The sequence below is a fragment of the Pseudomonas sp. UTLPPB19802 genome (assembly GCF_059730225.1).
Map to the genome: position 1 here is coordinate 5,123,337 of NZ_AP048545.1, position 22,668 is coordinate 5,146,004.

21 protein-coding genes are annotated in these 22,668 nt (G+C 62.8%); 8 read left to right on the forward strand and 13 right to left on the reverse strand.

Features of this window, described 5'->3' with window-relative positions; translation table 11 throughout:
* Positions 1-75: 75 nt before the first annotated feature.
* From AC6I6U_RS22050 to AC6I6U_RS22060, 3 genes are read right to left on the reverse strand one after another with little or no spacing between them, the layout of a single operon-like run.
* The gene (locus AC6I6U_RS22050) at positions 76-1,026 is read right to left on the reverse strand and encodes a FecR family protein (protein WP_497878142.1); all 951 of its coding nucleotides are present in this window, start codon (positions 1,024-1,026) and stop codon (positions 76-78) included.
* Between the two features lie 37 nt (positions 1,027-1,063).
* A complete protein-coding gene (locus AC6I6U_RS22055) occupies positions 1,064-1,609 on the reverse strand; it encodes a sigma-70 family RNA polymerase sigma factor (RefSeq protein WP_497878143.1) in 546 nt (181 codons plus the stop codon).
* Entirely contained in the window at positions 1,606-2,316 is a 711-nt protein-coding gene (locus AC6I6U_RS22060; protein WP_497878144.1) for an STN domain-containing protein, read from the reverse strand. The genes AC6I6U_RS22055 and AC6I6U_RS22060 overlap by 4 nt, the downstream gene beginning before the upstream one ends.
* Positions 2,317-2,487: 171 nt before the next feature.
* Between AC6I6U_RS22060 and AC6I6U_RS22065 the strand changes: the two genes are divergently transcribed.
* Positions 2,488-2,811, forward strand: a complete 324-nt coding sequence (locus AC6I6U_RS22065; RefSeq protein WP_497878145.1) for a hypothetical protein — start codon at positions 2,488-2,490, stop codon at positions 2,809-2,811.
* An 8-nt stretch (positions 2,812-2,819) separates the two neighbouring features.
* Here the strand turns inward: AC6I6U_RS22065 and AC6I6U_RS22070 are convergent, their stop codons facing one another.
* On the reverse strand, positions 2,820-3,452 hold the full coding sequence (locus AC6I6U_RS22070; RefSeq protein ID WP_497878146.1) for an FMN-dependent NADH-azoreductase: 633 nt from the start codon (positions 3,450-3,452) through the stop codon (positions 2,820-2,822).
* Positions 3,453-3,673: 221 nt separating this feature from the next.
* Between AC6I6U_RS22070 and AC6I6U_RS22075 the strand changes: the two genes are divergently transcribed.
* From AC6I6U_RS22075 to AC6I6U_RS22090, 4 genes are all read left to right on the forward strand, one after another.
* Positions 3,674-3,952, forward strand: a complete 279-nt coding sequence (locus tag AC6I6U_RS22075) for a putative quinol monooxygenase (RefSeq protein ID WP_497878147.1) — start codon at positions 3,674-3,676, stop codon at positions 3,950-3,952.
* Between the two features lie 43 nt (positions 3,953-3,995).
* Positions 3,996-4,415 carry a cupin domain-containing protein gene (locus tag AC6I6U_RS22080; protein WP_497878148.1) on the forward strand — a complete coding sequence of 140 codons (420 nt, stop codon included), beginning with the start codon at positions 3,996-3,998 and terminating at the stop codon, positions 4,413-4,415.
* A gap of 607 nt (positions 4,416-5,022) precedes the next feature.
* Positions 5,023-5,943, forward strand: coding sequence for a transaldolase (gene tal / locus AC6I6U_RS22085; protein ID WP_497878149.1), 921 nt, complete (start codon positions 5,023-5,025; stop codon positions 5,941-5,943).
* Between the two features lie 250 nt (positions 5,944-6,193).
* Complete coding sequence (locus tag AC6I6U_RS22090) at positions 6,194-7,648, forward strand: DHA2 family efflux MFS transporter permease subunit (RefSeq protein ID WP_497878150.1); 1,455 nt, start codon at positions 6,194-6,196, stop codon at positions 7,646-7,648.
* A 66-nt stretch (positions 7,649-7,714) separates the two neighbouring features.
* Here AC6I6U_RS22090 and AC6I6U_RS22095 read toward each other — a convergent pair whose 3' ends face one another.
* The 3 genes from AC6I6U_RS22095 to AC6I6U_RS22105 all read right to left on the reverse strand — a co-directional run bounded on the left by AC6I6U_RS22095 (position 7,715) and on the right by AC6I6U_RS22105 (position 12,649).
* The gene (locus AC6I6U_RS22095) at positions 7,715-9,802 is read right to left on the reverse strand and encodes a putative bifunctional diguanylate cyclase/phosphodiesterase (RefSeq protein WP_497878151.1); all 2,088 of its coding nucleotides are present in this window, start codon (positions 9,800-9,802) and stop codon (positions 7,715-7,717) included.
* 129 nt (positions 9,803-9,931) lie between these two features.
* Positions 9,932-11,485, reverse strand: coding sequence for a TerC family protein (locus tag AC6I6U_RS22100; RefSeq protein WP_497878152.1), 1,554 nt, complete (start codon positions 11,483-11,485; stop codon positions 9,932-9,934).
* A gap of 270 nt (positions 11,486-11,755) precedes the next feature.
* Positions 11,756-12,649, reverse strand: coding sequence for a LysR family transcriptional regulator (locus AC6I6U_RS22105; protein WP_497878153.1), 894 nt, complete (start codon positions 12,647-12,649; stop codon positions 11,756-11,758).
* Positions 12,650-12,854: 205 nt separating this feature from the next.
* On the opposite strand from AC6I6U_RS22105, the gene AC6I6U_RS22110 reads away from it, so the two are divergent.
* Positions 12,855-14,393, forward strand: a complete 1,539-nt coding sequence (locus tag AC6I6U_RS22110) for an MFS transporter (RefSeq protein WP_497878154.1) — start codon at positions 12,855-12,857, stop codon at positions 14,391-14,393.
* A gap of 32 nt (positions 14,394-14,425) precedes the next feature.
* On the opposite strand, the gene AC6I6U_RS22115 is transcribed toward AC6I6U_RS22110, so the two are convergent.
* Complete coding sequence (locus AC6I6U_RS22115; protein ID WP_497878155.1) at positions 14,426-14,842, reverse strand: MerR family transcriptional regulator; 417 nt, start codon at positions 14,840-14,842, stop codon at positions 14,426-14,428.
* A 78-nt stretch (positions 14,843-14,920) separates the two neighbouring features.
* On the opposite strand from AC6I6U_RS22115, the gene AC6I6U_RS22120 reads away from it, so the two are divergent.
* Positions 14,921-16,153: an NADH:flavin oxidoreductase/NADH oxidase family protein gene (locus tag AC6I6U_RS22120; RefSeq protein WP_497878156.1), complete on the forward strand. Its 1,233-nt coding sequence runs from the start codon at positions 14,921-14,923 to the stop codon at positions 16,151-16,153.
* Between the two features lie 8 nt (positions 16,154-16,161).
* Here the strand turns inward: AC6I6U_RS22120 and AC6I6U_RS22125 are convergent, their stop codons facing one another.
* Positions 16,162-18,534 carry a P-loop NTPase fold protein gene (locus tag AC6I6U_RS22125; protein WP_497878157.1) on the reverse strand — a complete coding sequence of 791 codons (2,373 nt, stop codon included), beginning with the start codon at positions 18,532-18,534 and terminating at the stop codon, positions 16,162-16,164.
* 108 nt (positions 18,535-18,642) lie between these two features.
* Entirely contained in the window at positions 18,643-20,289 is a 1,647-nt protein-coding gene (locus tag AC6I6U_RS22130) for a phospholipase D-like domain-containing protein (RefSeq protein ID WP_497878158.1), read from the reverse strand.
* A 204-nt stretch (positions 20,290-20,493) separates the two neighbouring features.
* Here AC6I6U_RS22130 and AC6I6U_RS22135 point away from each other — a divergent pair, with 204 nt between their 5' ends.
* Positions 20,494-21,186, forward strand: coding sequence for a YoaK family protein (locus AC6I6U_RS22135; protein ID WP_497878159.1), 693 nt, complete (start codon positions 20,494-20,496; stop codon positions 21,184-21,186).
* A gap of 26 nt (positions 21,187-21,212) precedes the next feature.
* Here AC6I6U_RS22135 and AC6I6U_RS22140 read toward each other — a convergent pair whose 3' ends face one another.
* The 3 genes from AC6I6U_RS22140 to AC6I6U_RS22150 all read right to left on the reverse strand — a co-directional run bounded on the left by AC6I6U_RS22140 (position 21,213) and on the right by AC6I6U_RS22150 (position 22,494).
* Positions 21,213-21,554 carry a YdcA family protein gene (locus AC6I6U_RS22140; protein ID WP_497878160.1) on the reverse strand — a complete coding sequence of 114 codons (342 nt, stop codon included), beginning with the start codon at positions 21,552-21,554 and terminating at the stop codon, positions 21,213-21,215.
* 95 nt (positions 21,555-21,649) lie between these two features.
* Entirely contained in the window at positions 21,650-22,060 is a 411-nt protein-coding gene (locus AC6I6U_RS22145) for a PA0061/PA0062 family lipoprotein (RefSeq protein WP_497878161.1), read from the reverse strand.
* A 29-nt stretch (positions 22,061-22,089) separates the two neighbouring features.
* The gene (locus AC6I6U_RS22150) at positions 22,090-22,494 is read right to left on the reverse strand and encodes a PA0061/PA0062 family lipoprotein (protein ID WP_497878162.1); all 405 of its coding nucleotides are present in this window, start codon (positions 22,492-22,494) and stop codon (positions 22,090-22,092) included.
* Positions 22,495-22,668 lie beyond the last annotated feature (174 nt).

Genomic DNA, 22,668 nt, shown 5'->3' on the forward strand with positions numbered 1-22,668 from the left:
TGACCTGCGCGTCAGACGCAATCATCGTGGGAGCAGGGTTCATCCGCGAAGAGGCCCGCCCAGCCACCCCATTGCTTAGCTGAGCAACACCACCCCACCCGGCAACTCGGTGCACTTGGCCCCATACGCATCACGGATCAGCAACGCCACGCCCGCCAACTGGTCCAGGCTGAACCGCGCCTGCACCTTGCGCTTGCCCAGTTCATTGTTGAGCAGCACCAGCATCCCCGGCCGATAGCGGTTGATCTCGCTGATCACCGTGGCCAGCGTCGCATCGTTGAACACCAGCATCTTGTTGCGCCAGGCAATGACCGCCGTCGGGTCGACGACCTGCGGCTCGCTGGCCTGGCGGGTGTCGTAGACCAACTGCCGGCCGCTTTCCAGGCGGAAACGCCGACCCAGCACATCCACCGTCAACAGGCCTTCGATACAGGTGACACAGACACTCTGGTCGAGGTTGCGCAAGTTGAACCGGGCCTGCTCGGCGGTCATCAACCCACCACCCGCCTGGACCTTGACTGGTGCCTGGGTCCGCGCCAGCACTTCCACTTCGCCGCTGACCAGTTCAATACGTGCATCGCCATTGTCCGACGGCAATCGGTTGATCCGGGTCTGGGTATTGAGTTCGAGACTGATGCCATCGGCCAGGTCGATGCGCCGCTGTTCGCCGACCGCGGTGCTGTAGTCCGCGCCCAGCCCGGAGAAGCCGCCGGGCACGGTGCCCCGAACCAGGAAAAACGCCGCCGATGCGGCAATGGCGCCCCCCAGGAAAGCCCGACGCCCGAAGCTGCGGGCCCGAGGCGGGTGCTGCAATTGTTCGAGGGCCGGCTTGAGGGACTGCCACAGGAGCTTGGCCTGCTCGAAGGCCCGGGCGTGCTCGGGGCTCTGTTCGCACCAGTGGCGCAAGGCCCGCGCATCGGCGGCAGTAGCCTGGCCAGAGGTCAGGAGAATCAGCCAGTCCCGGGCTTCGCTCTGCAAGCGGGCGGCTGGGCCGACCCGCAATTCGGTAATGGACGTCGTGTTCAAGCGCACAGGTACTCACGAAGATTTCGCTGATGTATGACTAAGACTGTTTTCCCGCCCCGGGACCGAACCGCTGAATCACTTTTCTTTCCAAACGGGCTGCACAATGTCCCAGGGCGGCCTTCAGTTCCTTCTCGACCATGCGCGTGGAAATACCGAAACGCTGGGAAATCTCCAAATGGGGCGCTTCTTCCAGGCGCGCGGCGATAAAGATCCGCCGGCGGCGAGCCGGCAGTTCGTACAACGCGCTGAGCAACGACTGGATCTCCTTCTGGCCGCCCACCACCCGCTCCGGGTCGAGCGCCTCGTCACTCAGTTGCAGCAGTTCCTCGACCTCTTCGCCAGTAAGCAGCCGCGCATCGGCCTGGCGCCGGTCGGCGGCTATGTTCAACGCCATGCGGTACAGATAGGCGTTGGGCTGGGTCAGGTTCAGCGGTGTTTCCATCCGGTCGACCCGCAGGTAGGTTTCATGCAGCACGTCATTGGCCAACTCCTCCGATCCCAGGCGGCGGCGCAGGCGCAGCTTGAAATCGTCGTAGGAGGTCAGGAACAACCGGACCATCGGACTGTGCCCGATATTCTTCATACTCCAGCGGCTCCTTTTTGTTCTGTGCAATCCATGCTCGTTCCTGCTGAATCCGGCATTAAAAGAAGGGTCACCGGCTGGCGCAGCGACGAAGGGGCCGAGCGATCGACCCGCACCGTGCGCAAACGCTCGACCAGCGCGCCATCACGCTGAACATTTCCGGTCGAACTGACCAGACGGCTGTGCTGCAAGGCACCGTCATGACCGATCCAGACCTGCAACACCGCCCGGTAGCTGCCGGGGCGGGTCAAGGGCACGGCGCACAGGGCCTGCTCGATCGCCTGCTGGATCGCCCGCGCGTAGCTGCTGGCCAACGCCCCGCCCTTGCCGACCGGCCCCCTGGTCGACGCCTCGCTGACCTGGGCCACTTGCAAGGTGAAGGCATCGGCCCGGGCATACCGCGCCATCAGCCCGCTGCCGGTGAGCAGCAGGGCCAGGGCCTCGCCGGCCCGATAGTGTCCATGCACCGCCAGGGAGCGGCGGGCCCGGGTGAGATCGCGGTCGACCAGCACCGCCATTCCGGTCTGGCGACTGAAGGCATCCAGCGCACCGGCCAGGTCCTGGGCGGCGATATCGAGATCGACCCGCGCCTGCGGATCGACCTTCAGCGGCTCGGCGGCCAGGCACACGGAAACTCGCCCGGCGAGCAGCGCTGCCAGGGTGATCACCATCAGACCCAGGCGAAAAAACGACAGACGCACGGCCACGGATCGAAGTCCCTGCACTGCTGACGTGTCCCTGAAAACCGTCATCCTGAGGGCTGTTTATGAATCTGATATGACGGGCGCTGCAAAAAAACCATCACCCAGGCGGGCCGGGCTTTGCACTAGACTCCAGGGCACCAGAACCTCGATCGCGAGGTCAGCCAGGAGGCCCCCATGAAAGCCCTTTCGCGTCTTGCCAGCATCCTTCTGCTCGCCACCCTTCCCGGCCTGGGTATCGCCGCCCAGGGCGAGCCGGCCGGCTGTGTCGAAGTCAGCGTCGACGGCTACAAGGCACCGGACTACCACTGCCTGAGCCAACAGATGAGCAGCCCGGAAAACACTGAAGCCAAGCGCCACAACCAGGAGGCGATGAATCCGGACATCACCAAAAAGGCGCCGAACCAGGCCGGCCTGACGACCCCGGCCGCGACCCGTATCCGCATGGGTAATACCTTTGGTACGTCGGTCAAGCCACAGCGCCCGGTTTCGGGCCAATAGGCCGGTCGTCAGGCCGTCCGGGCCCACTGCCGAGCAACCTGGTCCAGTTCGACCCGAGCCCGTTCCAAAGCCTCCAGGCGGGCTTCAGGCGCGGAAAACTGCAACGGCTGCGCATCGACGAACAGCGGCTGCGTCACGCCGATAAAGGCAAACGCCGCCCTGAGCGCCGGAGTCAGGGCATCCATCCAGGCCAGCGGATTGCCGGGACGCAAGTCGGCGCCACGACTGGTGAGGAACAGCACCTTCTGCCGGGTCAACTGGCCAACGATACCTTCCGGCGTGTTCAGGTAGGTCAGTTCGGTACGGGTGATGCTGTCGATGAAGGCCTTGAAGGTCGACGGCATCGACCAGTTGTACATCGGCATGGCGAACACGCAGGCATCGGCGTCCATCACCCGCTTGCACAAGGCATCCGACGCCGCGAGGGTCTGCTTCATCTCGGTGGTACGGGCATCGGGGTGGGTGTAGGTCGCCACGGCGAAGGCTTCGCTGACATGGGGCGGCGTGTCGACGCTGAGGTCCAGGTAATCCACCGTCAGGTCCACGCCCTGGGCGCGCAGTTGCTCGACGAAGTAGCGGGACAGTGCCCGGGAGTTGGACCGTTCGCCCTTGGCGCTGGCGTCGACATGCATCAGTTTCATTGGATTGGACCTCTTGTAGCCGCTGGAAAATTCCGGGCACAGCCTAAGGCCCCCGGCGCCGATGGCAGATAGCCAATCCGGGCTTTTTCAGGCAGGCCAAAGCCACCGCCAATGGCCCCCGGATTTTGCCGGGAATTGGCTATAGGTCACTGCGCCTGCCGCCCCTACTCTTGTTCAAGTCGCCCTGCTAACGGGGCGCTCGTCACACAGGAGAACCGGCAATGTCCGTTCAGGCGACCAACATCATCCGGCTCAAGACCGTCCCTGGGCGTAGCGACGAACTCGGGCAGCGCCTGCGCGCCCTGCTCGAAACCTTGCGCCTGGCTCCCGGCTGCCTGGACTACGCCATGACCTGTGGGGACGAAACCGGCGAGTGGACCATCATCGGCCACTGGCACTCCGCTGCTGCGCTGCAGGCGCATTTCCAACTACCGGCCCTGCAGGGCTTCATCGACCTGCTTGGCAGCCGATTGGCCAGCCGAATCGATTTGCAGCACTGATCTCCATTGGCGAACTCTTCACCCACACTTGCGAGAACCCATCATGAAAACCCTCAAGGTCCTTCGTGCCACCCTGACCACTGCCGCGCTGCTGACCAGCTTCGGCGCCCTGGCGCACGAAACCGGCGCCAGCCAGGAAAAAATCACCATCCTGCAAGACCAGGCACTGCTCAACGCTCCTGGCAAGAAAGCCATGATGCTGACCGTCGACTACCTGCCCGGCCAAGCCTCCGCCGCCCATCGCCACCAGGGCACGGCAATGGCCTATGTGCTCGATGGCGAAATCACCTCCCAGGTCAAGGGCGGCCCGGCGATCACCTACAAGGCCGGGCAATCCTGGTATGAACCGGCGGGTTCCGAACACCTGGTGTCGAAAAATGCCAGCGACAGCAAGCCGGCCAAACTACTGGTGTTCATGTTCATGGATGAAAAAGATGCGGTGCTGACGCCGTTGCACCAGTGAGAGTCCTGCCGCAGAGGGAAGGAATAAACCTGAGCGGTTTACGGTGACCGTGACGACGCTTTCGCGGGCAAGCCCGCTCCTACAGAAGAGACATTGCCGCAGACAATATCCCGATCAGCCAATAACCCTGCTCCGCTTTGGCTTTGGCTTCTGATCTTGCTTTTGACCTACCTGCCCCGTCCAGCAGGCTGAGTGCAGGTTCTGTTTCGAGAGACGCCCGGCAGGGAAGCCGGGCGAGCCGTGTTGGGCCATGGATGGCCCATCGCGGCGTGCTCTCGAAACGAGACCGGAGCGAAGGAACCCCTCGCTGTGGCGAGGGGCCGAATGGAGGGGCGAGCGTTTTTGGTTACTTTTGCCGCGACTGGCAAAAGTGACTCGCCGTAAAGGCGAAACCGTACCATCATCAAACCGCGCAAACGGATCTGCCCCAGGCTCAACCCCGTCGGCAAGACCCTGATGCCCGCGACACCGACCTGAGCCGGCCCGTGTTGCGGGTTGCACAACACCCGCAGGCGCGGCATTCTTGAGCGATTCCTGCGACAGAACTTTTTACGCCCCAGGCACTCAATCAGTGCATTGATCCATGCCTTTCCCGATAGAGACGCTCATGACTTCGAAGCTGGAACAACTCAAGCAGTTCACCACCGTGGTCGCGGACACCGGCGACCTCGAGGCCATCACCCGCCTGAAGCCGGTCGATGCCACCACCAACCCATCGCTGCTGCTCAAGGCCGCCGCCCTGCCCGGCTATGCCGAACTGCTCAAGGGCGCCGTGGCCCATGCCAAGGGCGATGTCGGCCTGGCCTGCGACCACTTCGCGGTCTCGGTCGGCGCCGGTATTCTCAAGGCGATTCCGGGGCGTATCTCCACCGAAGTCGATGCACGCCTGTCGTTCGACGAAGCCGCGCTGCTGGCCAAGGCCAACCAGTTGGTCGAGCTGTACGACAAGGCCGGCGTCGGCCGTGATCGCGTACTGATCAAGCTGGCTTCCACCTGGGAAGGCATCCGCGCCGCCGAGAAACTGGAGAAGGCCGGTATCCAGACCAACCTGACCCTGCTGTTTTCCTTCGCCCAGGCCGTGGCCTGCGCCGATGCCGGGGTGTTCCTGATCTCGCCGTTCGTGGGCCGCATCTACGACTGGTACAAGAAGTCCACCGGCAACGAATACACCGGTGCCGACGATCCGGGCGTGCAGTCGGTAACCCGCATCTACAACTACTACAAGTCCAATGACTACAAGACCGTGGTCATGGGCGCCAGCTTCCGCAACCTCAACCAGATCGAACACCTGGCCGGCTGCGATCGCCTGACCATCAGCCCGGACCTGCTGGAAAAACTCTCCCAGGACCAGGGCACCCTGGAGCGCAAGCTGACGCCGGGCACCACCGGTGAAGCACGCCAGAGCCTGAACGAAGCGCAGTTCCGCTGGGCCTCCAACGAAGATGCGATGGCCACCGAGAAGTTGGCTGAAGGCATTCGCCAGTTCGCTCGCGACCAGGAAAAGCTGGAAGCCTTGCTGACCCAGTAATGTTCGAGGGCCTCTTCGCGGGCAAGCCCTGCTCCTACAGGTTCGTGGCGCTCACAAAAGCGTTTGCAAACCTGTAGGAGCAGGGCTTGCCCGCGAAAGCGCCAGTGAGCCCTGAAAGAATCCTCGCCCCCACACGCCCCTTGTCGAAACAACCGACCCTGCCCCCTTAACAAACCACCGACAATTTCCCGATTGAGCCCGTCACGGACCGATGCCTAAACTCTCGCGCCTGCCCATGAGAGAGAGCATCATGACCGTGTCCGATACCGCCTCCCAAGAACCCCGACAGCGCTGGCTGGCCCTGGTAGTACTGTGCCTCGGGGTACTGATGATCGTGCTCGACACCACCATCGTCAACGTCGCCCTCCCCTCGATCAAGACCGACCTGCAGTTCAGCGAGACCGCCCTGGCCTGGGTGGTGAACGCCTACATGCTGACCTTCGGCGGCTTCCTGCTGCTCGGTGGCCGGCTGGGCGACCTGTACGGCCATCGCCGGCTGTTCCTGCTGGGGATTGCCTTCTTCACCCTGGCGTCACTGGCCTGCGGCATCGCCCAGACGCAAACCCTGCTGATCTGGGCCCGGGCCTTCCAGGGCCTGGCCGCCGCAGTGGTCACGGCAGTGGCGCTGTCGCTGATCATGGACCTGTTCACCGAACCGGCCGAGCGCGCCAAGGCCATGGGCGTCTACGGTTTCGTCTGCGCCGGTGGCGGCAGCCTGGGTGCGCTGCTCGGCGGGGTGTTGACCAGTACCTTGAGCTGGCACTGGATATTCCTGGTCAACCTGCCGATCGGCCTGGCGGTGATCGTGCTGTCACTGCGCCTGCTGTCGCGGTCCCTCAACCAGCATCCCGAGCGCAGCCTGGATGTGCTGGGTGCGCTGACGGTCACCGCCGCGCTGATGCTGGCGGTGTACGCCATCGTCAACGGCAACGAAACGGGCTGGGACTCGTCGCGCACCCTCGGCCAACTGGCACTGGCCATCGGCTTGCTGGTGGCGTTCCTGGTGATCGAGACCCGGATAAAGGTGCCGCTGATGCCATTGCGGCTGTTCCGCCTGCGCAACCTGGCGGTGGCCAATATCGTCGGCGCGCTCTGGGCGGCCGCGATGTTCGCCTGGTTCTTTCTGTCGGCGCTGTACATGCAACTGGTGCTGGGCTACACGCCGCTGCAGGTCGGACTGGCGTTCCTGCCGGCGAACCTGATCATGGCGGTGTTTTCCCTGGGCATCTCGGCCCGGCTGGTGATGCGCTTCGGTATCCGCGGCCCCCTCGCCGCCGGCCTCGGGCTGGCGACGCTCGGTCTGCTGCTGTTTGCCCAGGCACCGGTGGACGGCAACTTCGTCCACGACATCCTGCCGGGCATGGTATTGCTGGGGCTGGGTGCCGGGGTTGCGTTCAACCCGCTGTTATTGGCAGCCATGAACGATGTCACACCGTCCGAATCGGGGCTGGCCTCCGGCATGGTCAATACCGCCTTCATGATGGGGGGCGCATTGGGACTGGCAGCCCTGGCGAGCCTGGCAGCAGCGCGTACGCAATTGCACCTGGGTGCTGGAGTGCCGGAGCTGCTGGCGCTCAACGAGGGTTATCAGGCGGCCTTTCTCGCCGGAGCGGTGTTCTCTGCGCTGGGTGCCTGCATTGCGGCAACCCTGATGCGGACCAGGACCGGTAGCAATATCGGCGGCGAAGCGCCACTGGCGGTGTAGATACACGCCTGCGTTTTGGAGGAACACTTGTGGGAGCGGGCAAGCCCGCTCCCACAAGGCCAGCAATCAGCCGGCGGCCTGTTGTGCCTCCGCCTGGCGAATACTGGCCATGAACCGATCGGCCGGCATCGGCCGCCCCAGCAGGTAACCTTGCAGCGAATTGCAGCCGAGGCTGGTGAGAAAATCCCGCTGTTCGTCAGTCTCGACCCCTTCGGCAACGATCCGCAACCCCAATGCCTGCCCCAGTGCGACAATCGCCGAAACGATCGCCGCATCGTCGGAATCATGCTCCAGGTCACGGACAAACCCGCGATCGATCTTCAACTCCGTGGCCGGCAAACGCTTGAGGTACATCAGGCTGGAGTAGCCGGTGCCGAAGTCATCGATGGACAGGTCCACGCCCATTTCCGACAGCTGGCGCAACACCGTCATGCTTGCGTCGGCATCGCTCATGGTGGTGGTTTCGGTGATTTCCAGGGTCAGGCTGTTGGCCGGCAACTGGTGCCGGGCCAGGGCACTGGCGACGCTGGCCACCAGCCCGGCGTGGCAGAACTGCTGGGCCGACAGGTTCACCGCGATCCGCCAGTCCCGGTAGCCCTGCTCGTACCACTGGCGCATCTGCCGGCAGGCTTCGTTCAATACCCACTCGCCGATCGGGATGATCAGCCCGCTTTTCTCCGCCAGGATGATGAAGGTGTCCGGCATCATCAGTCCCTGCTCGGGATGCTGCCAGCGCACCAGCGCCTCGGCGCCGACAGGTAGGCCGCTGACAGCATCGAACTTGGGCTGATAATGCAGGCGGAACTGCTCGCCGCTCTCCAGCGCCTGACGCAGGTCCTGCTGCAGTTTCAGCTTCTTGCGCGCATTACCGTTCATCGAGGCATCGAAGAAGCTGTGGCAGTTCTTGCCCGCATTCTTGGCGTGATACATCGCCGCGTCGGCGTTCATCAGCAGTTCCTCGGCGGTCTGGCCGCTGCCGGGATACAGCACGATGCCAATGCTCGCGGAGATCTGCAGGTCCTGCTCGACCACCTGGAACACCTGGGAAACCAGGCTGACCTGACGCGAGGCCACCTGCAGCGCATCATCCGGCTCGGACAACTGCGCCAACAGGACGAACTCGTCGCCACCGATCCGCGCCAGCGTATCCTGGGGACGCAGGTCCCCCCGCAGGCGATGGGCGACAGCACGCAGCAACTGGTCGCCGGCGTGATGACCGAAAGCATCGTTGACCGGCTTGAACCCATCGAGGTCGATGAACATCAGGGCAAAACAACCACCCTGGGCGCTGACCTTGTGCATCGCCTGATCGATACGGTCGGCCAACAACACCCGGTTCGGCAAACCGGTGAGGTTGTCGTGCAGGGCCAGTTGGATCAGTTCCTGGTTGGCCAGGGTCAGGGAGTCGGCCAGGTCGGCGGTACGCTCCTCCAAACGGGCGTCAAGGACCGAGGTCAACAAGGCGATCGACAGCACCGCAAGGCTGGTCACCAGCACCAGGTTGTCCAGGCCTTTCACCGCCAGACCACTGACCGCCGCGCCACAGAAGCTGCCCTCGGGGAAATTCGCCGCCGCCATGCCGGTGTAATGCATGCCAACGATCGCCACGCCCATGATCACCGCCGCGCCGGCGCGGGCCAGGCGGATATAGGGGGTATTGCGGCGCAGGTGGAAGGCAATCCACAACGCTGCCGCCGAAGCACTCACCGCAATCAGCAGCGAGGCACTGAACAGCGTCGGGTCGTAGTCGATACCCGGCTGCATCCGCAACGCCGCCATGCCGGTGTAGTGCATGGCGCTGATGCCGGCGCCCATGATCAACGCGCCGAATGCCAGTTGCAGTAGCGGCAGGCTGGGCTGGCTGACCAGCCACAGGGCGAAGCCACTGGAAAGGATAGCGATCAGCAACGATAAGGCCGTGATCGGCCCGTCGTAGCCCAGCTCGATCGGCAGGCGGAACGCAAGCATGCCGACGAAGTGCATCGACCAGATGCCGACGCCCATGGCCAGGGCGCCCCCGGCCATCCACATATAGACTGCCCGCCCGCTGGCCGTGGCAATTCGTCCAGCCAGGTCCAGGGCGGTATAGGAAGCCAGGATCGCCACGCAGAGCGACATGATGACCAGCGATGAGGAATAACTACCGGTAAGCATGGGACTTCTAAACCTCGTACCAGATCAACATCCGGCCGGCCAAAAGCCGTCGATTGTACGCACTCCATCAGCGAACGCACGGGGAATTAGGCACTTGGCCAGTATCCCCCGAGGTCTGGACGACAGCGTTTACAAACGTGTCAGGAACAGCCGGGTCACCCGTCGTTCCTGCACTGCAACCACCGTCATCCGCCACCCTGCCCACTGCACCTGGTCGCCGATCATCGGCAACCGGTCAAGCAGGCTCATCACCAGCCCGGCCAACGTCTGGTAATCCTCGGTAGCCCTGGCCTCAAGCCCGATGCGCTGACGCGCGCGGCTCAGGGTCATGGCACCGCTGACCTGGAAACCCTCCGCTTCCTCTATCACCTCGGGGCCTTCGACCTCGCTGGCGTCCGGCAACTCGCCGGCGATCGACTCGAGGATGTCGGTCATCGTCAGCAGGCCGACAAAATCACCAAACTCGTTGACCACGAAAGCGATATGGGTCGAGGCCTGGCGCATCTGCTCCAGGGTGTTGAGCACAGAGTAGCTGTCTAAAAGGTTTATCGCCCGACGGGCCAAAAACTCCAGCCCCGGTTCGCTACCTTCCAGATACGCCTTGAGCAATTCCTTCTTGTGCACGAACCCCAGCGGCTCATCGACCTCACCTTGGCGGATGAGCGGTAGCCGTGAGTAGGACGAGCGGAACAGTTTCTGCCGGATGATCTCCGGACTGTCGGCAACATCCAGGGTGTCGACCTGCGTGCGCACGGTCATCAGTGTGCGAATCGGCCGGTCGGCCAGCTGCAGCACGCCGCTGATCATCATTCGCTCACTGCGCTCGAACGGTACCTCGGCCTCGCCTTCGGAAGGCTCCAGCAGGTCGGCGATTTCCTCGTCCACCTCCTCGCTGGACAGACGACGCCCACCCAGCATGCGCAGCACCGCATGGGCGGTACGTTCACGCAGCGGTCGCTGGCCATGGCTCGAGCGCTTGCGGCGGGCCCGCGCAATCTGGTTGAACAACTCGACCAGCACCGAGAAACCGATGGCCGCGTACAGGTAGCCCTTGGGAATATGGAAACCCAGGCCTTCGGCGGTCAGGCTGAAGCCGATCATCATCAAAAAGCCCAGGCACAGCATGATCACGGTCGGGCGCTCATTGACGAAGCGGGTCAACGGCTTGCTGGCGACGATCATCAGGCCAATGGAGACGATCACCGCGATCATCATGATCGACAGTTCCTCGACCATGCCGACGGCGGTGATCACCGCATCCAGGGAGAACACCGCGTCGAGCACCACGATCTGCGCAACGATCGGCCAGAACAGCGCGTAGCTGCCATTCGCCGAACGCTGGCTGGCATGGCCTTCCAGTCGCTCATGCAACTCCATGGTCGCCTTGAACAACAGGAACACGCCACCGAACAGCATGATCAGGTCGCGACCGGAGAAGCTCTTGCCCAGCACCTCGAACAATGGCTGGGTCAGGGTCACCATCCAGGCGATACTCGCCAGCAGGCCCAGGCGCATCAGCAGGGCCAGCGACAGGCCGATGATCCGCGCCCGATCACGCTGTTCCGGCGGCAGCTTGTCCGCCAGGATCGCGATGAACACCAGGTTGTCGATGCCCAGCACCAACTCCAGGAAAATCAGGGTGAACAGGCCAAGCCAGGCCGTGGGGTCAGCCAACCATTCCATGAAAAATGCGCTCCCTTAATGGATTCGAACGGACGCGCACGACGATACCGAGCCCAAGAATGGCCCGGATGCTGCGCTGCAAAAGTGAGAAGACCGCACGGCGGAGAGGGATGCGTGCGTGGAGGAGAACGTGAGGGGACGACCGGGAGGTTCCGCGAGGGTGTTCATGTACAACCTGAGTGGCTAATAAGGAAATAAATCCTACATGACTAAAAGAACCATCCCGACAGACAAACTATTTCAAATCATGAAATCGAGACCGCGTGGAGATCACCGGGCGCCCCCCTGCTCCCGCCGGAAATCCTGCCTGACCCGCTCGATATAACGTGCCACCGCCGGCGCCTTCTCGAAGCGCCGGTGAATCAGCGACAGCCAGGATGTGGTCTGGCAGCCGACGATCGGTCGATAGACCACATTCGGCAGATTGACGTGGCCGATTACCGACTCGGGTACCACCGCCACACCCTGGCCCAGGGATACGGCAGCGATCACCGCCACCAGCCCGCCGGGTTGCGGCCCGAGGTTGGGCGCATAACCGCCCTGGGCGGCGACCTGCAAGGTGCCGTTGATCTGCTCCGGCAGCACGAAGGTCTCGTTCTGCAGGTGCTCGGCGCCGATGCCCTGCAGGCGACACAGCCAACTGTCATCCGCCAGGGCCAGGACAAAACCCTCGGCATTCAGCCGAATCGCTTCTACGCCCTCGGGCAACGACATCGGCGAACGCACGTAACCGATATCGAAACGGCCGTCGGCGATCAACCCTGGCAATGCCGCCATGGGACTCTCCCGCACGTTAAGGCTGACATCGGCGAACTCGCGGACATAGGCCTTGACCTGTTGCTGCAGCACCCCCGAGTACACCGCCGAGGCCACATAACCGATTTCGACATGGCCGATCTCGCCGCGCCCGGCGCGCTGGGCATTGCGCTGGGCAAACTCGAACTGGCGCACGGTCGCCTCGGCCTCGGGCAACAACGCCGCGCCCGCCTCGGTCAGGCTAACCTCGCGCGACCCACGCAAGAACAAGCGGGTGCCTAGGGCATTTTCCATGTCCTGGATCTGCCGAGTGAGCGTCGGTGGCGCGATATCCAGCTGTTCCGCCGCGCGGGTGAAGTTGCGCTGGCGGGCGACGGCGAGGAAATAGCGGAAGTGACGGATTTCCATGGGCATTAGCTCAAAGGTAATGAAGTGCCAAGACCGGCCTAACGCGGCAGGTCGCAGCCCACGATAAGCTGTTTTCACCGCCACAGTAGAGAGCCTTGAGCATGTCAGTCAAACCCTTGTTTTTCCCGCCACATATAGATGGAGCCCAGCCACTCCCAGTGATCATTGCCTACGGGGCAATCGCACCTGAAGTGCAGGCCCGCCCATGAGCCGGGTCAGCCCGCGCCTGACGCTGCTCACGGCTTCCGGCGTCTGCTCGCTGATTGTCCTGGACACCAACATCGTCGCCGTCACCCTCCCAAGCATTGCCCGCGACCTGGGCGCGAACTTCGTCGACATCGAGTGGGTGGTCAGCGCCTACATGCTGGCCTTCGCCGCCCTGCTACTGCCGGCCGGCAGCATCGCCGACCGTTTCGGCCGCAAGAAGACCCTGCTCTGGGGCCTGACCCTGTTCATCCTCGCCTCCCTCGGCTGCGGGGCCGCACCGGACAGCCTGTTCCTCGACATCGCCCGGGCAATCAAGGGCATCGGCGCCGCGCTGTTGCTGACCTCGGCACTGGCGACCATCGGCCACACCTTTCATGACGAGGCCGAGCGGGCCCGGGCCTGGGCCTTCTGGGGCGCCTGCATGGGCGTGGCGATGACCGCCGCGCCAACCGTGGGCGGCCTGATCACCCAGTACCTGGGCTGGCGCTGGATCTTCTTCATCAACCTGCCTATCGGCCTGCTGCTGATGGCGCTGGTCCGCCATGCCGTGCCCGAGTCCCGCGACAGCCAGTCGGCGCGGCTCGACCCGTGGGGCAGCCTGGCCTTCAGCGGCGCCCTGCTGTGCCTGATCTGGGGCCTGATCGAAGCCAACCAGATCGGCTGGAGCAACCCGTTGACCACCACCCGCCTGCTCGCTGGCGCAGCCTTGCTGGGGTTGTTCGTGGTGGTCGAACGGGTGCAGAAACGGCCGATGGTCGACTTGCAGCTGTTTCGCCACCCGCGCTTCATCGGTGCCTTGCTGGGCATGTTCGCCTACGCCGGTTGCGCCCAGGTGATGATGACGCTGCTGCCGTTCTACCTGCAGAACGGCCTGGGGCTGTCGGCGATCGCCTCGGGCCTGGGCATGCTGCCGTTTGCCCTGACCATGCTGATCTGCCCACGGATCGGTGTGCGACTGGCGTCGCGACTGGAGCCGGCGACCCTGATGGCCAGCGGGCTGGCCCTGGTCGGTTGCGGCAACCTGCTCAGTGCCTGGGCGGTTGCCAGTGGCGGTTACCTGGGCTTCGGCTTGGCGATCGCGGTGACCGGAGCGGGAGCCGGGCTGCTCAATGGCGACACCCAGAAGAACATTATGGCCTGCGTGCCGCGAGACCGCACGGGCATGGCCTCGGGCCTGAGCACCACCATGCGTTTCAGCGCCATCGTGCTGGCGATCGGCGTGTTCGGTGCGCTGCTCGCCGGGCACACCCAGGACCTGCTGCAAGCCAGTCTTGCCAGCCAGGCCAGCGCTTGGCTGGAACAGACCCAGGACATCGCCTCGCGGGTGGTGGCCGGCGACATGCCAGCGGCCATGGCCATGCTGCCGGAAGCGGCCCGGCCACTGGTGCAGCCGCTGGCACGCCAGGCCTTTGTCGGCGGTTTCGGCACAGTGCTCTGGGTCGCCGGCTTGCTGGCACTGCTCGGTGCCCTGGTGGTCGGCACGCTGATGCGCAATCCGCTGCCCGGTGCACAGTCGCTGTCCCTGGCGCGGGAGTGACTTCGAGCACCGGGCCCAGGGCACGCCCCTGTTCAGTCTCCCAAGGGCCCGCCGAGCGATGCCATCAGGCGCTCGGCATTCTCCCGGCAGGACACATCCGCCGGCTTGTTCCTGATGCTGTTGACCACCCCGAGCAGTTGCAGCTTGCTCTGGGCCAGGCGCGCCTGCATGGACTCGATCTGGCCGATCTTGCGCTCCAGGCTGGCGATCATTTCAGCGTGATCCCAGGCCTCGGGCTCGCTGCTTGGCACCAGCGCACGCAACTCCTCCAGGCTGAAGCCGGCCTGCTGGGCGCACTGGATGATCGACAGTGTCTGCAAGACTTCCGGCGGATATTCGCGGTAGCCATTGGCCTGGCGCCGCACCTTGCGGATCAGGCCCTGGGCCTCGTAGAACCTGATCTTCGAGGCCGCCAGGCCACTGCGCAGGGCCAGTTCACCGATCTTCATGGAAATCCTCGCCGCGGCTATTGACATTAAACCTTACTTTAAACTTAGCCTGATCGCTCCACTACCCCGGAGTCAAGCATGTCACCCTTCCAGGCATTGTCGTTGCCCAACGGCGCACAGATCCCCAACCGCATTGCCAAGGCCGCCATGGAGGAAAACATGGCCGACCTGGACAACGCACCTTCCGCGCAACTGATGGAGCTCTACCGCGCCTGGGCCGACGGCGAGGCGGGCCTGATCTTGACCGGCAACGTGATGATCGACCGTCGGGCCATGACCGGCCCCGGCGGTGTGGTCCTGGAAGATGACAGCCAATTGGGCAAGTTCCGCCAGTGGGCAGCCATCAGCAAGGCCGGGGGTGCGCAGCTCTGGATGCAGCTCAACCACCCCGGTCGCCAGACCCTGGCCAATCTCGGCCAGCCCACACTCGCACCGTCGGCGGTAGCCCTGGAAATGGGCGAGTTTTCGAAGATGTTCGCCGAACCCCGGCCCATGACCGAAGCCGATATCGCCGAGGTGATCGCCCGCTTCGCCCGCAGCGCCCAACTGGCTGAACAGGCCGGTTTCACCGGTGTGCAGATCCATGCCGCCCACGGTTACCTGCTCAGCCAGTTCCTCTCGCCACTGAGCAACCGGCGCAGCGACCGTTGGGGTGGCAGCCTGGAGAATCGCGCCCGGCTGCTGCTGGAGGTGGTGAAAGCAATTCGCGCCGTGGTTGCGCCGGATTTCTGCGTGGCGGTGAAGCTCAACTCGGCGGACTTCCAGCGTGGCGGTTTCGACGCCGAGGATGCCCGCCAGGTGATCGAATGGCTCAACGCACTGCCGGTGGACCTGGTCGAGTTGTCTGGTGGCAGCTACGAGGCGCCGGCCATGCAGGGCGAGGCGCGGGACGGCCGGACGCTGGCGCGGGAGGCGTACTTCCTGGAAATGGCCGCCGGCCTGGCGAAAGTCGCGACGATGCCGGTGATGGTTACCGGCGGCATCCGCCGCCTGCCTATCGTCGAACAGGTACTGGACAGCGGCATCTCAATGGCCGGTATCGCTACCGCCTTGGCGGTGGAGCCCCACCTGCCCCGCCACTGGCGCGAAGGCCGCGACAGCCATCCGCAACTGCCGCCGATCCGCTGGAAGAAAAAGCCGTTGGCGGCGCTGGCGAACATGGCAGTGGTCAAGTTCCAGTTGCAGCGCCTGAGCCGGGGGCGGCGGACGAAACCCGATGTCTCTCCGGCCTGGGCGCTGGTGTTGGACCGGCTGTTCATTGGTCGGCGGACACGGCAGTATCGTCGGGAGATGGCCTCCAGTCAGCACTGATGCGCAACCTATGACCAGCCAACGAAGGAGTACCGACGAGCAATGGAAACGTAACGTCTGAGCCCGGAAAGAGAGGTGGTTGGCCCTGATGGGAATTCATTTTGATAAGCGCTGAGGATGCGCTTGCCTCGCTGGAGCTCAGGTGAATCCGTCTGACCATCGATCACCTGGGCAATGAGGCTTTCCAGCGTCCCCCCGTTATCGTTCATCTCCAGCAAAGTGGCCGATTTGCTGAAGAGGGCTGGAGAGGCGGTTGCCAATGCCAGCAGCACCAGGAGATGCCTGAACCTGCCGCCCTCCAATTTCGACAAGTCTCGTAGGCTGAGACTTGCCTTGATCAGACGGTAGGTATTGAGAAAACGCAATGCACGCCTGGGCGAGCCCCCGAGAAAAGGCGCCAGTTGTTTGAGAAATGCTTCCTCTTCCGGCGTTATCGACAGCCTGTCGATAGGCAGTTTGATCAAGGCCTTTTCTGGTACTGCTGCAGCAGGTCGGGGATCGAGGCGCTGAACATGATCAGCCAGGAAGTTTACGCTGGCATAACCCTTCATTGGGCTCATCCAGTAAGGTATCTGGAAAATCTTCTCCAGATAATCATTCGCCGAGGCCATCTTCTCAGCCGTATCACCTGCTGTGCCGATCAAGCCGGGATACACTTTCAGGAGTGCATTGCGTACCCAGCGAGCATCCACCGCCACCATGACAACAAAGATCGGGAACGTCAGAAGCAGATGAACCGCCTGCAAGACGTCAACCACCTTTTCCGGCGGGCAACGGTCCAGGTCGTCAATGTAAAGAACGATCCGCTTGAAGGATTCAGGCTCTTCCCCTCCACTGCCCTTGTCATTTGAAAGGTGAGTCAAAGTCAGTTTCAGCTCGCTGACCTCGCCATCTGTCAACAGCCCCTCATGGTCACCCAGAAACTGCTGCAAGCGCTTACCAAAAGCCTCTCGCTCCTGCTGGACTCGCTCATCGGGGCGTCCATCATCCATGACACATGAAGACAGCTCCTCAAAGTCCTTGCGAATAGTCTCGATCAGCCCCAAATGCTTTGCATAATCGCCATCTACGGCACGAGCCCGGACAAATGTTTTCAGGCGACTCGCCCCGGTTCCCTGTGAGTAATTATGCGAGGCCTCTGCCAGCCGCTCACTGCTGGCCTTGACCCGTGCCTGCGCTTCCTCCACAAGGGCATTGGCCTGGGACAGGCTGTCCTGTCGGCGTTTCAGGGTATTCGCCTGAGCACTCACCCTGGCATCCACTGCCCTGTCCAGGACGCTCTTGGCTGCCTCCAGCCGCCCCAGGATTTTCCTGGTCTTTGCTAGAAACCATCTCATCAAACCGGTAATGCTTGCCAGGCCTACGCTTGCAGAAATGATCGCCTGGTGCAGGCTTCCAAGCATGGGCAACCAGTTGGCCAGCGACTTCTGTACATAAGTGGCCAACACTGGCGCAAAAAGAATGACCAGCATTGTGGATATGACAAAAGGCCAACCTTGCAGCTGGCGTTTCCATCCCCTGGCCAACAAGCCTGCTCGCCTGGACTCGTTCTCAAGGTCGGTCATCACTTGACGAAGCGAGTCGGCACTCCCCACAAGATCGGTCATGCCGAGTTCCTGTGCAGCGCGCGTCAGCTGCTCTTCACTCTTGGCCAGTTCACTACCCGGTTGGGCCTCGGATATAACCGATGTCAGTACACTCCAGTAAAATCGGGGTGATGTGCCAAGCGCCTCGCGAGCATCGGTAAGTTGCTGTTCTGCCAGTTGCAAGTCATTGGCAGCGTTACGTTGCTCCTTACGACGGTCAACCAACTCCTGGGCGGCTTCGAGCGTCAGCGTGCGTGCAGTAGACAGGGTGTCCAGCAACCCGTCGGGGCTCTCGGGATTGTGCTCGCCATACCAGCGGTCCAACTCCGTGAACAGGTGATTGACCAGGCTGGCCCACAGATTGGTCTCCGCATAGTGCCAGGCATTAAAGCGAATCTGCACGATCCGAGTGTGAAAGTCAGGCGATCCGGCCTCTGAAGCCCCGATTTCCGGACGACCTGCGCACAGGCGCTCAATATGTTCGTGGACCAATCTCATGAAGAAAGACTTGCCGCTGCCCCAATCACCAAAGATGCCAACCGCCAAAGGCGGCACGAAGGCCTTGGAGGCTGCCATTCGAGCAAAGGCCTTGGCCTCGTCTCCAACATCCAACTGATCATCAAGCCCAACCGCCCAGGGGTCATCGCTGTGGGTGTTTGCTATTTGAATGCCATCAAGTTGAATGATTGGCCGAGAGGGATCCCCCTCTCCTGGCGAGCTGTAGAGGTCCGAGGAATTATCCAGTTGCATGGCATAACCAGACAGCATCAGCGGCTCGCCCTTGTCGTCTTTCAACACTGATTCCATTCCTGTACGGGCGACCGCAACGATCAGGTCACCGGGATGAGCGAACAAAGGTAGCCATTTAACATCAAGCACCCCGGTTTTGTAACAGCTCCTCGCTCACCGCCCTGCAAACCGCAACCGCGACAGCATCTTCAGGTCGCCATCCTTGTAGTACGCGTCGCTCCAACTGTCATTCGGCGCCAGCGGCTGCACCTCCTTGAGCGCCAGCTTTTTCGCGTAATAGCGGAACCGGTAGTGCTCGTAGAAACGCAGGATCTCCAGGCCATAGCGGTCCGCCAGATCGGTATCGCCGCGAATCACCAGGAAGTTCTCGTCGTTGCCCTCACTGGCGCCGACACTGAGGTTGTGGCTGCCGCTGATGATCGTCGGTGCATCAGTGGTGAAGTCGGTGACGACCGCCTTGGTGTGCACCAGCAGCCGGCCCTTCTGTCCCTTGAGGCCTTCCTTGATCCAGCCTTCCAGGCCACTGCCGAGCAGCGCCGTGGCGACGAAATCATCGGTGCGATCGGCGTGGATGCCGGAGATGCTGCTGGCCGTGTTCTGCAGGCCAAAGCGCAGCACGTCGTCGTGGGGCTTGCCGAGCAGCGCAGCGAGAATGTCCTGGGGCAAGGCGAAGGCCGTGGCAAACAGCACGTCTTTCTGCGCCGCCGTGATGATCTGCACGAACTCCGCCAGGTCCGCCCGGCCAGTGCGCGGGGAGAACCCGGCGAACAGCGGCTGGCCGGGGTCCATGGGGTTGTTTTGGGTGATCCACTTGCGCGTCGCCGCCACGTTCGCCGGGGCGGCCCAGATCTGTTCGAAGAGCCGGGTGTATTCGGTTGCCAGGCGACGGTCGTCGAGGATATGAATCACGTTGGCCTGGCGGTACACGCCATTGGCGGTGAAGTTGGTGCTGCCGCACAGCACCGCTTCGGGCTGGTACTGGCCAGCGGCATCACGCTGGCTGAGGACGATGAACTTGTCGTGGAAAATCTTGCTGGTGACCCGCCCCCGCTTGCTCTCGGCGGGAATCGCCGCCAGGCTGCGTTCGTTGTAGGCGGTGTCTTCGTCACCGACCTTGGCGTGATACAGCACGCGAATTCGTGCGCCGCGTTTCTGGGCCGCGTTGACCGCACTGACGATCGCCGGCAACTGATACTCGTAGATGGCGATATCCAGGCCCCACTGTCCATCCTTGGCGCGGGCGATGAAACCAAGCAGTTCCTCCAGCAGACCATTCTCCAGCCACAGGCGGGCGGCTTCCGGCCACTCCTCGATAGGCAGGCTCTTCTGCAGGGTCAGCTGCTGGTTCAATTCGGGAAACTTGCGCTCGAAACCCTGACTCGCCGCCACTGCCCGATTGAAGATGACCTGCTGGTTCTTCGGCAGGCCGTTGTCGGTGGTCACGCTGATCGCCAGCGACTCGCCCAGTTGCGGCGCATCGGGTGTGCCATAGGCCAGGTGCACGCGGTAATTGCAGAGCGTGCCGGGCTCGACGTTGTAGTCGGCCCAGCGAAATTTCTGCAACGGCGCCAGGTCGCTGGGGGTGGCGTGATACTGGGGAAAGGTATGCGCCTTGTCGGGAAAGGTCAGGCTGTTGAACAGGAATCGCCAGGCCTTGGTACCCGTCTGGCGCTCGATGGCAAAACCGAGCAGGCCCGCCCGTCTTGATTCGGCCAGATCCATTGCCAGCAGCACCCCGTTGGTGCCGGCATACGCCTTGACCCGGAAATCGTCCTGGGCATTGCTTTGAAGTACGCGCATGCATCACATCCTTGAGAGATTGGCTGGAGCGCAAAAGGCTAGCGAACTTTACCGACAGTGCCCACGCCCGCGTATGAAATGTAACTTTCAGCACCCGAATACAAGCATCAGGCCGCATAAAACTCTAGCCTGACCCATGATCCGCGGCGAACCGTCGTCGGACGCGATCTGCTGTTTTCCTACTCGAACCAGAAAGGACCTTCCATGGAATCCCCCTTGCACCCGAGCGTGGCCCCGGCCCTGAGCTTCAATGGCGGCTTCGTCGACACCCTGGGTTTTCTCGCCCTGCAGGGCCTGTTTACCGCCCATGTCACCGGCAACTTCGTGACCCTGGGGGTGAGCATCGCCAATGGGGCCTCCGGCGCATTGTCCAAACTGATTGCGTTGCCGGTGTTCATCCTGGTGGTAGGCCTGACGCACCTGGCTGCCGTGGCGATTCATCGCCGTGGCCTGGTGCCCTTGCGCCTGCTGCTGGTGGCGCACACGCTCATGCTCGCCGCCTTTGCCGGGCTGGCGATCTACTGGGGCCCCTTCGCCGATAGCGACAGCACCACGGCGCTGATCACCGGCATGACCGGAGTGGCGGCCATGGCGGTCCAGAATGCGATTTCCCGACAACACCTCAAGGGCGCGCCGCCCACCACCCTGATGACAGGCAATGTCACCCAGTTCGCCATCGACGTCTTTGCCCTGTGGACTGAGCGCGATGCGGCGCAGCGGGCCACGATCCGCCAGCGCCTGAAGCCGATCTGCACCACCCTGCTGGCCTTCGCCACTGGCTGTATCAGCGCTGCGCTGCTGTATCTGGTAACGGGTTTGTGGGGGTTGCTGCTGCCGGTGGCGGTTGCCATTGGGGTCTGCCTGAATACCCATCGCAAGGACCAGTTGCAGGCCTGAGGCCAGGCGCATACCTGGCGTATTGGCTACTTGCGCTTGTAACTCTTGTTGCCACTGGGGGTCAGACAATAGACCCCGCCCCGAGGCCCGGTGCAGTAGCTGCCGCTGCCGCACTGGCAGCCTTCGGCACTCTGCAATTGCTGCGGCCGAGCCGCACGCAGATCGTTGCGCAGCCCCATCATCGCCGAGCAGTTCTTCTTCGAGGCGCTGGTGGAGCCGTCGTTGCACAGGAAGGTTTCGCCGTCACAGCCGGCGATCCCGCCCTTGCTGCCGGAGCAGGGAGTGTTGCCAGCCAATGCCACACCGCTGAATACCAACAGTACCGCCAGGGCGAAGTGACGCAACCGGGGAAGACACGAAAAACTCATGGAGCGCATCCTTGCTGGAGAAAAGATGGCCTCATGATATCAATTTGCCTTGACCGCGCAGCCAAACTGGATAGGCGGTCTACTCCCTCAAAGCCTCAACCCGGCATGCACTGGAAGTCGCCAGTATTGGCCACTTCCTTGCCATGGGAATCCAGCAGGCGCGCGCTGACTTCCTGACCCAGGCTCGACTCCACCAGCTTGTAGTGTTCACCGGCCCTGAACTGCTTGTAAGACACCTGTCCGGAGCAGTCCTCCTGATTGCCATCGCCTACCGGAATCTCCACCAGCGTCACGTCCAGCTTGTGCGCGCCCGGCGTCACTTCGAAAAAGCGCCCGTCCTCGATCGACTTGCCGTCGACTTTCTCTGCCAGCAGGTCATTCGGCGCTTCTTCCTGCAAGCCGATCCAGGCCTGGCTCGGGTCGGCCTTGGGCAGCGGACCGGCACAAGCGGACAGCAGGAAGGCCAGGCCGAGGGTCGGGATCAGCATCAGTGGTTTGAGTGTCATGCAGGTTTACCTCGAAGATGAAAAAGCCGTCAGATGCAGGAGAACAGATGGGATTGGGCTACCTGCTTGCCGTGGTCGTTGACCAGGATCGCCCCGACGTCGGTCCCCGAACCCGATTCCACCAGGTGGTACTGCTTGCCGGCCTTGAACTGGTCGTATTCGACATGCCCGGTGCATTCGGGCTGGTCGAGGTCACCGTTGGCGCCCTGGATCAGGGTCATTTCGAGGTTGTGCTTGCCGGGTGCCACCTCGAAATAGCGGCCGTCATCCACCCGCTGGCCATCCACGCGCTCGGCCATCAGGTTGTCGCTCGACTGGCCCTGCAGGCCGATCCAGGCCTGGCTCGGATCAGCCTTGGGCAGCGGGCCGGCACAGGCCGAGAGCAGGCACACCAGGCTCAAGGCAGGGATCAGCAGCAGCGGTTTCAGGTTCATCGTATGAATTCCTCTCACATTCATTTGGAGTTTCGGCAGGCGGGCTCGCCGTCAAATCGCCGCCAAGAGTGGCGAGGCAGAGCGCTTTCGACAAATGAATGGAAATGAAAGGAATTTAAGTCCTTACCTAAAAGATCCTTCATGTTGGTGAAAGCCAAACGTTAAGTTCCAACG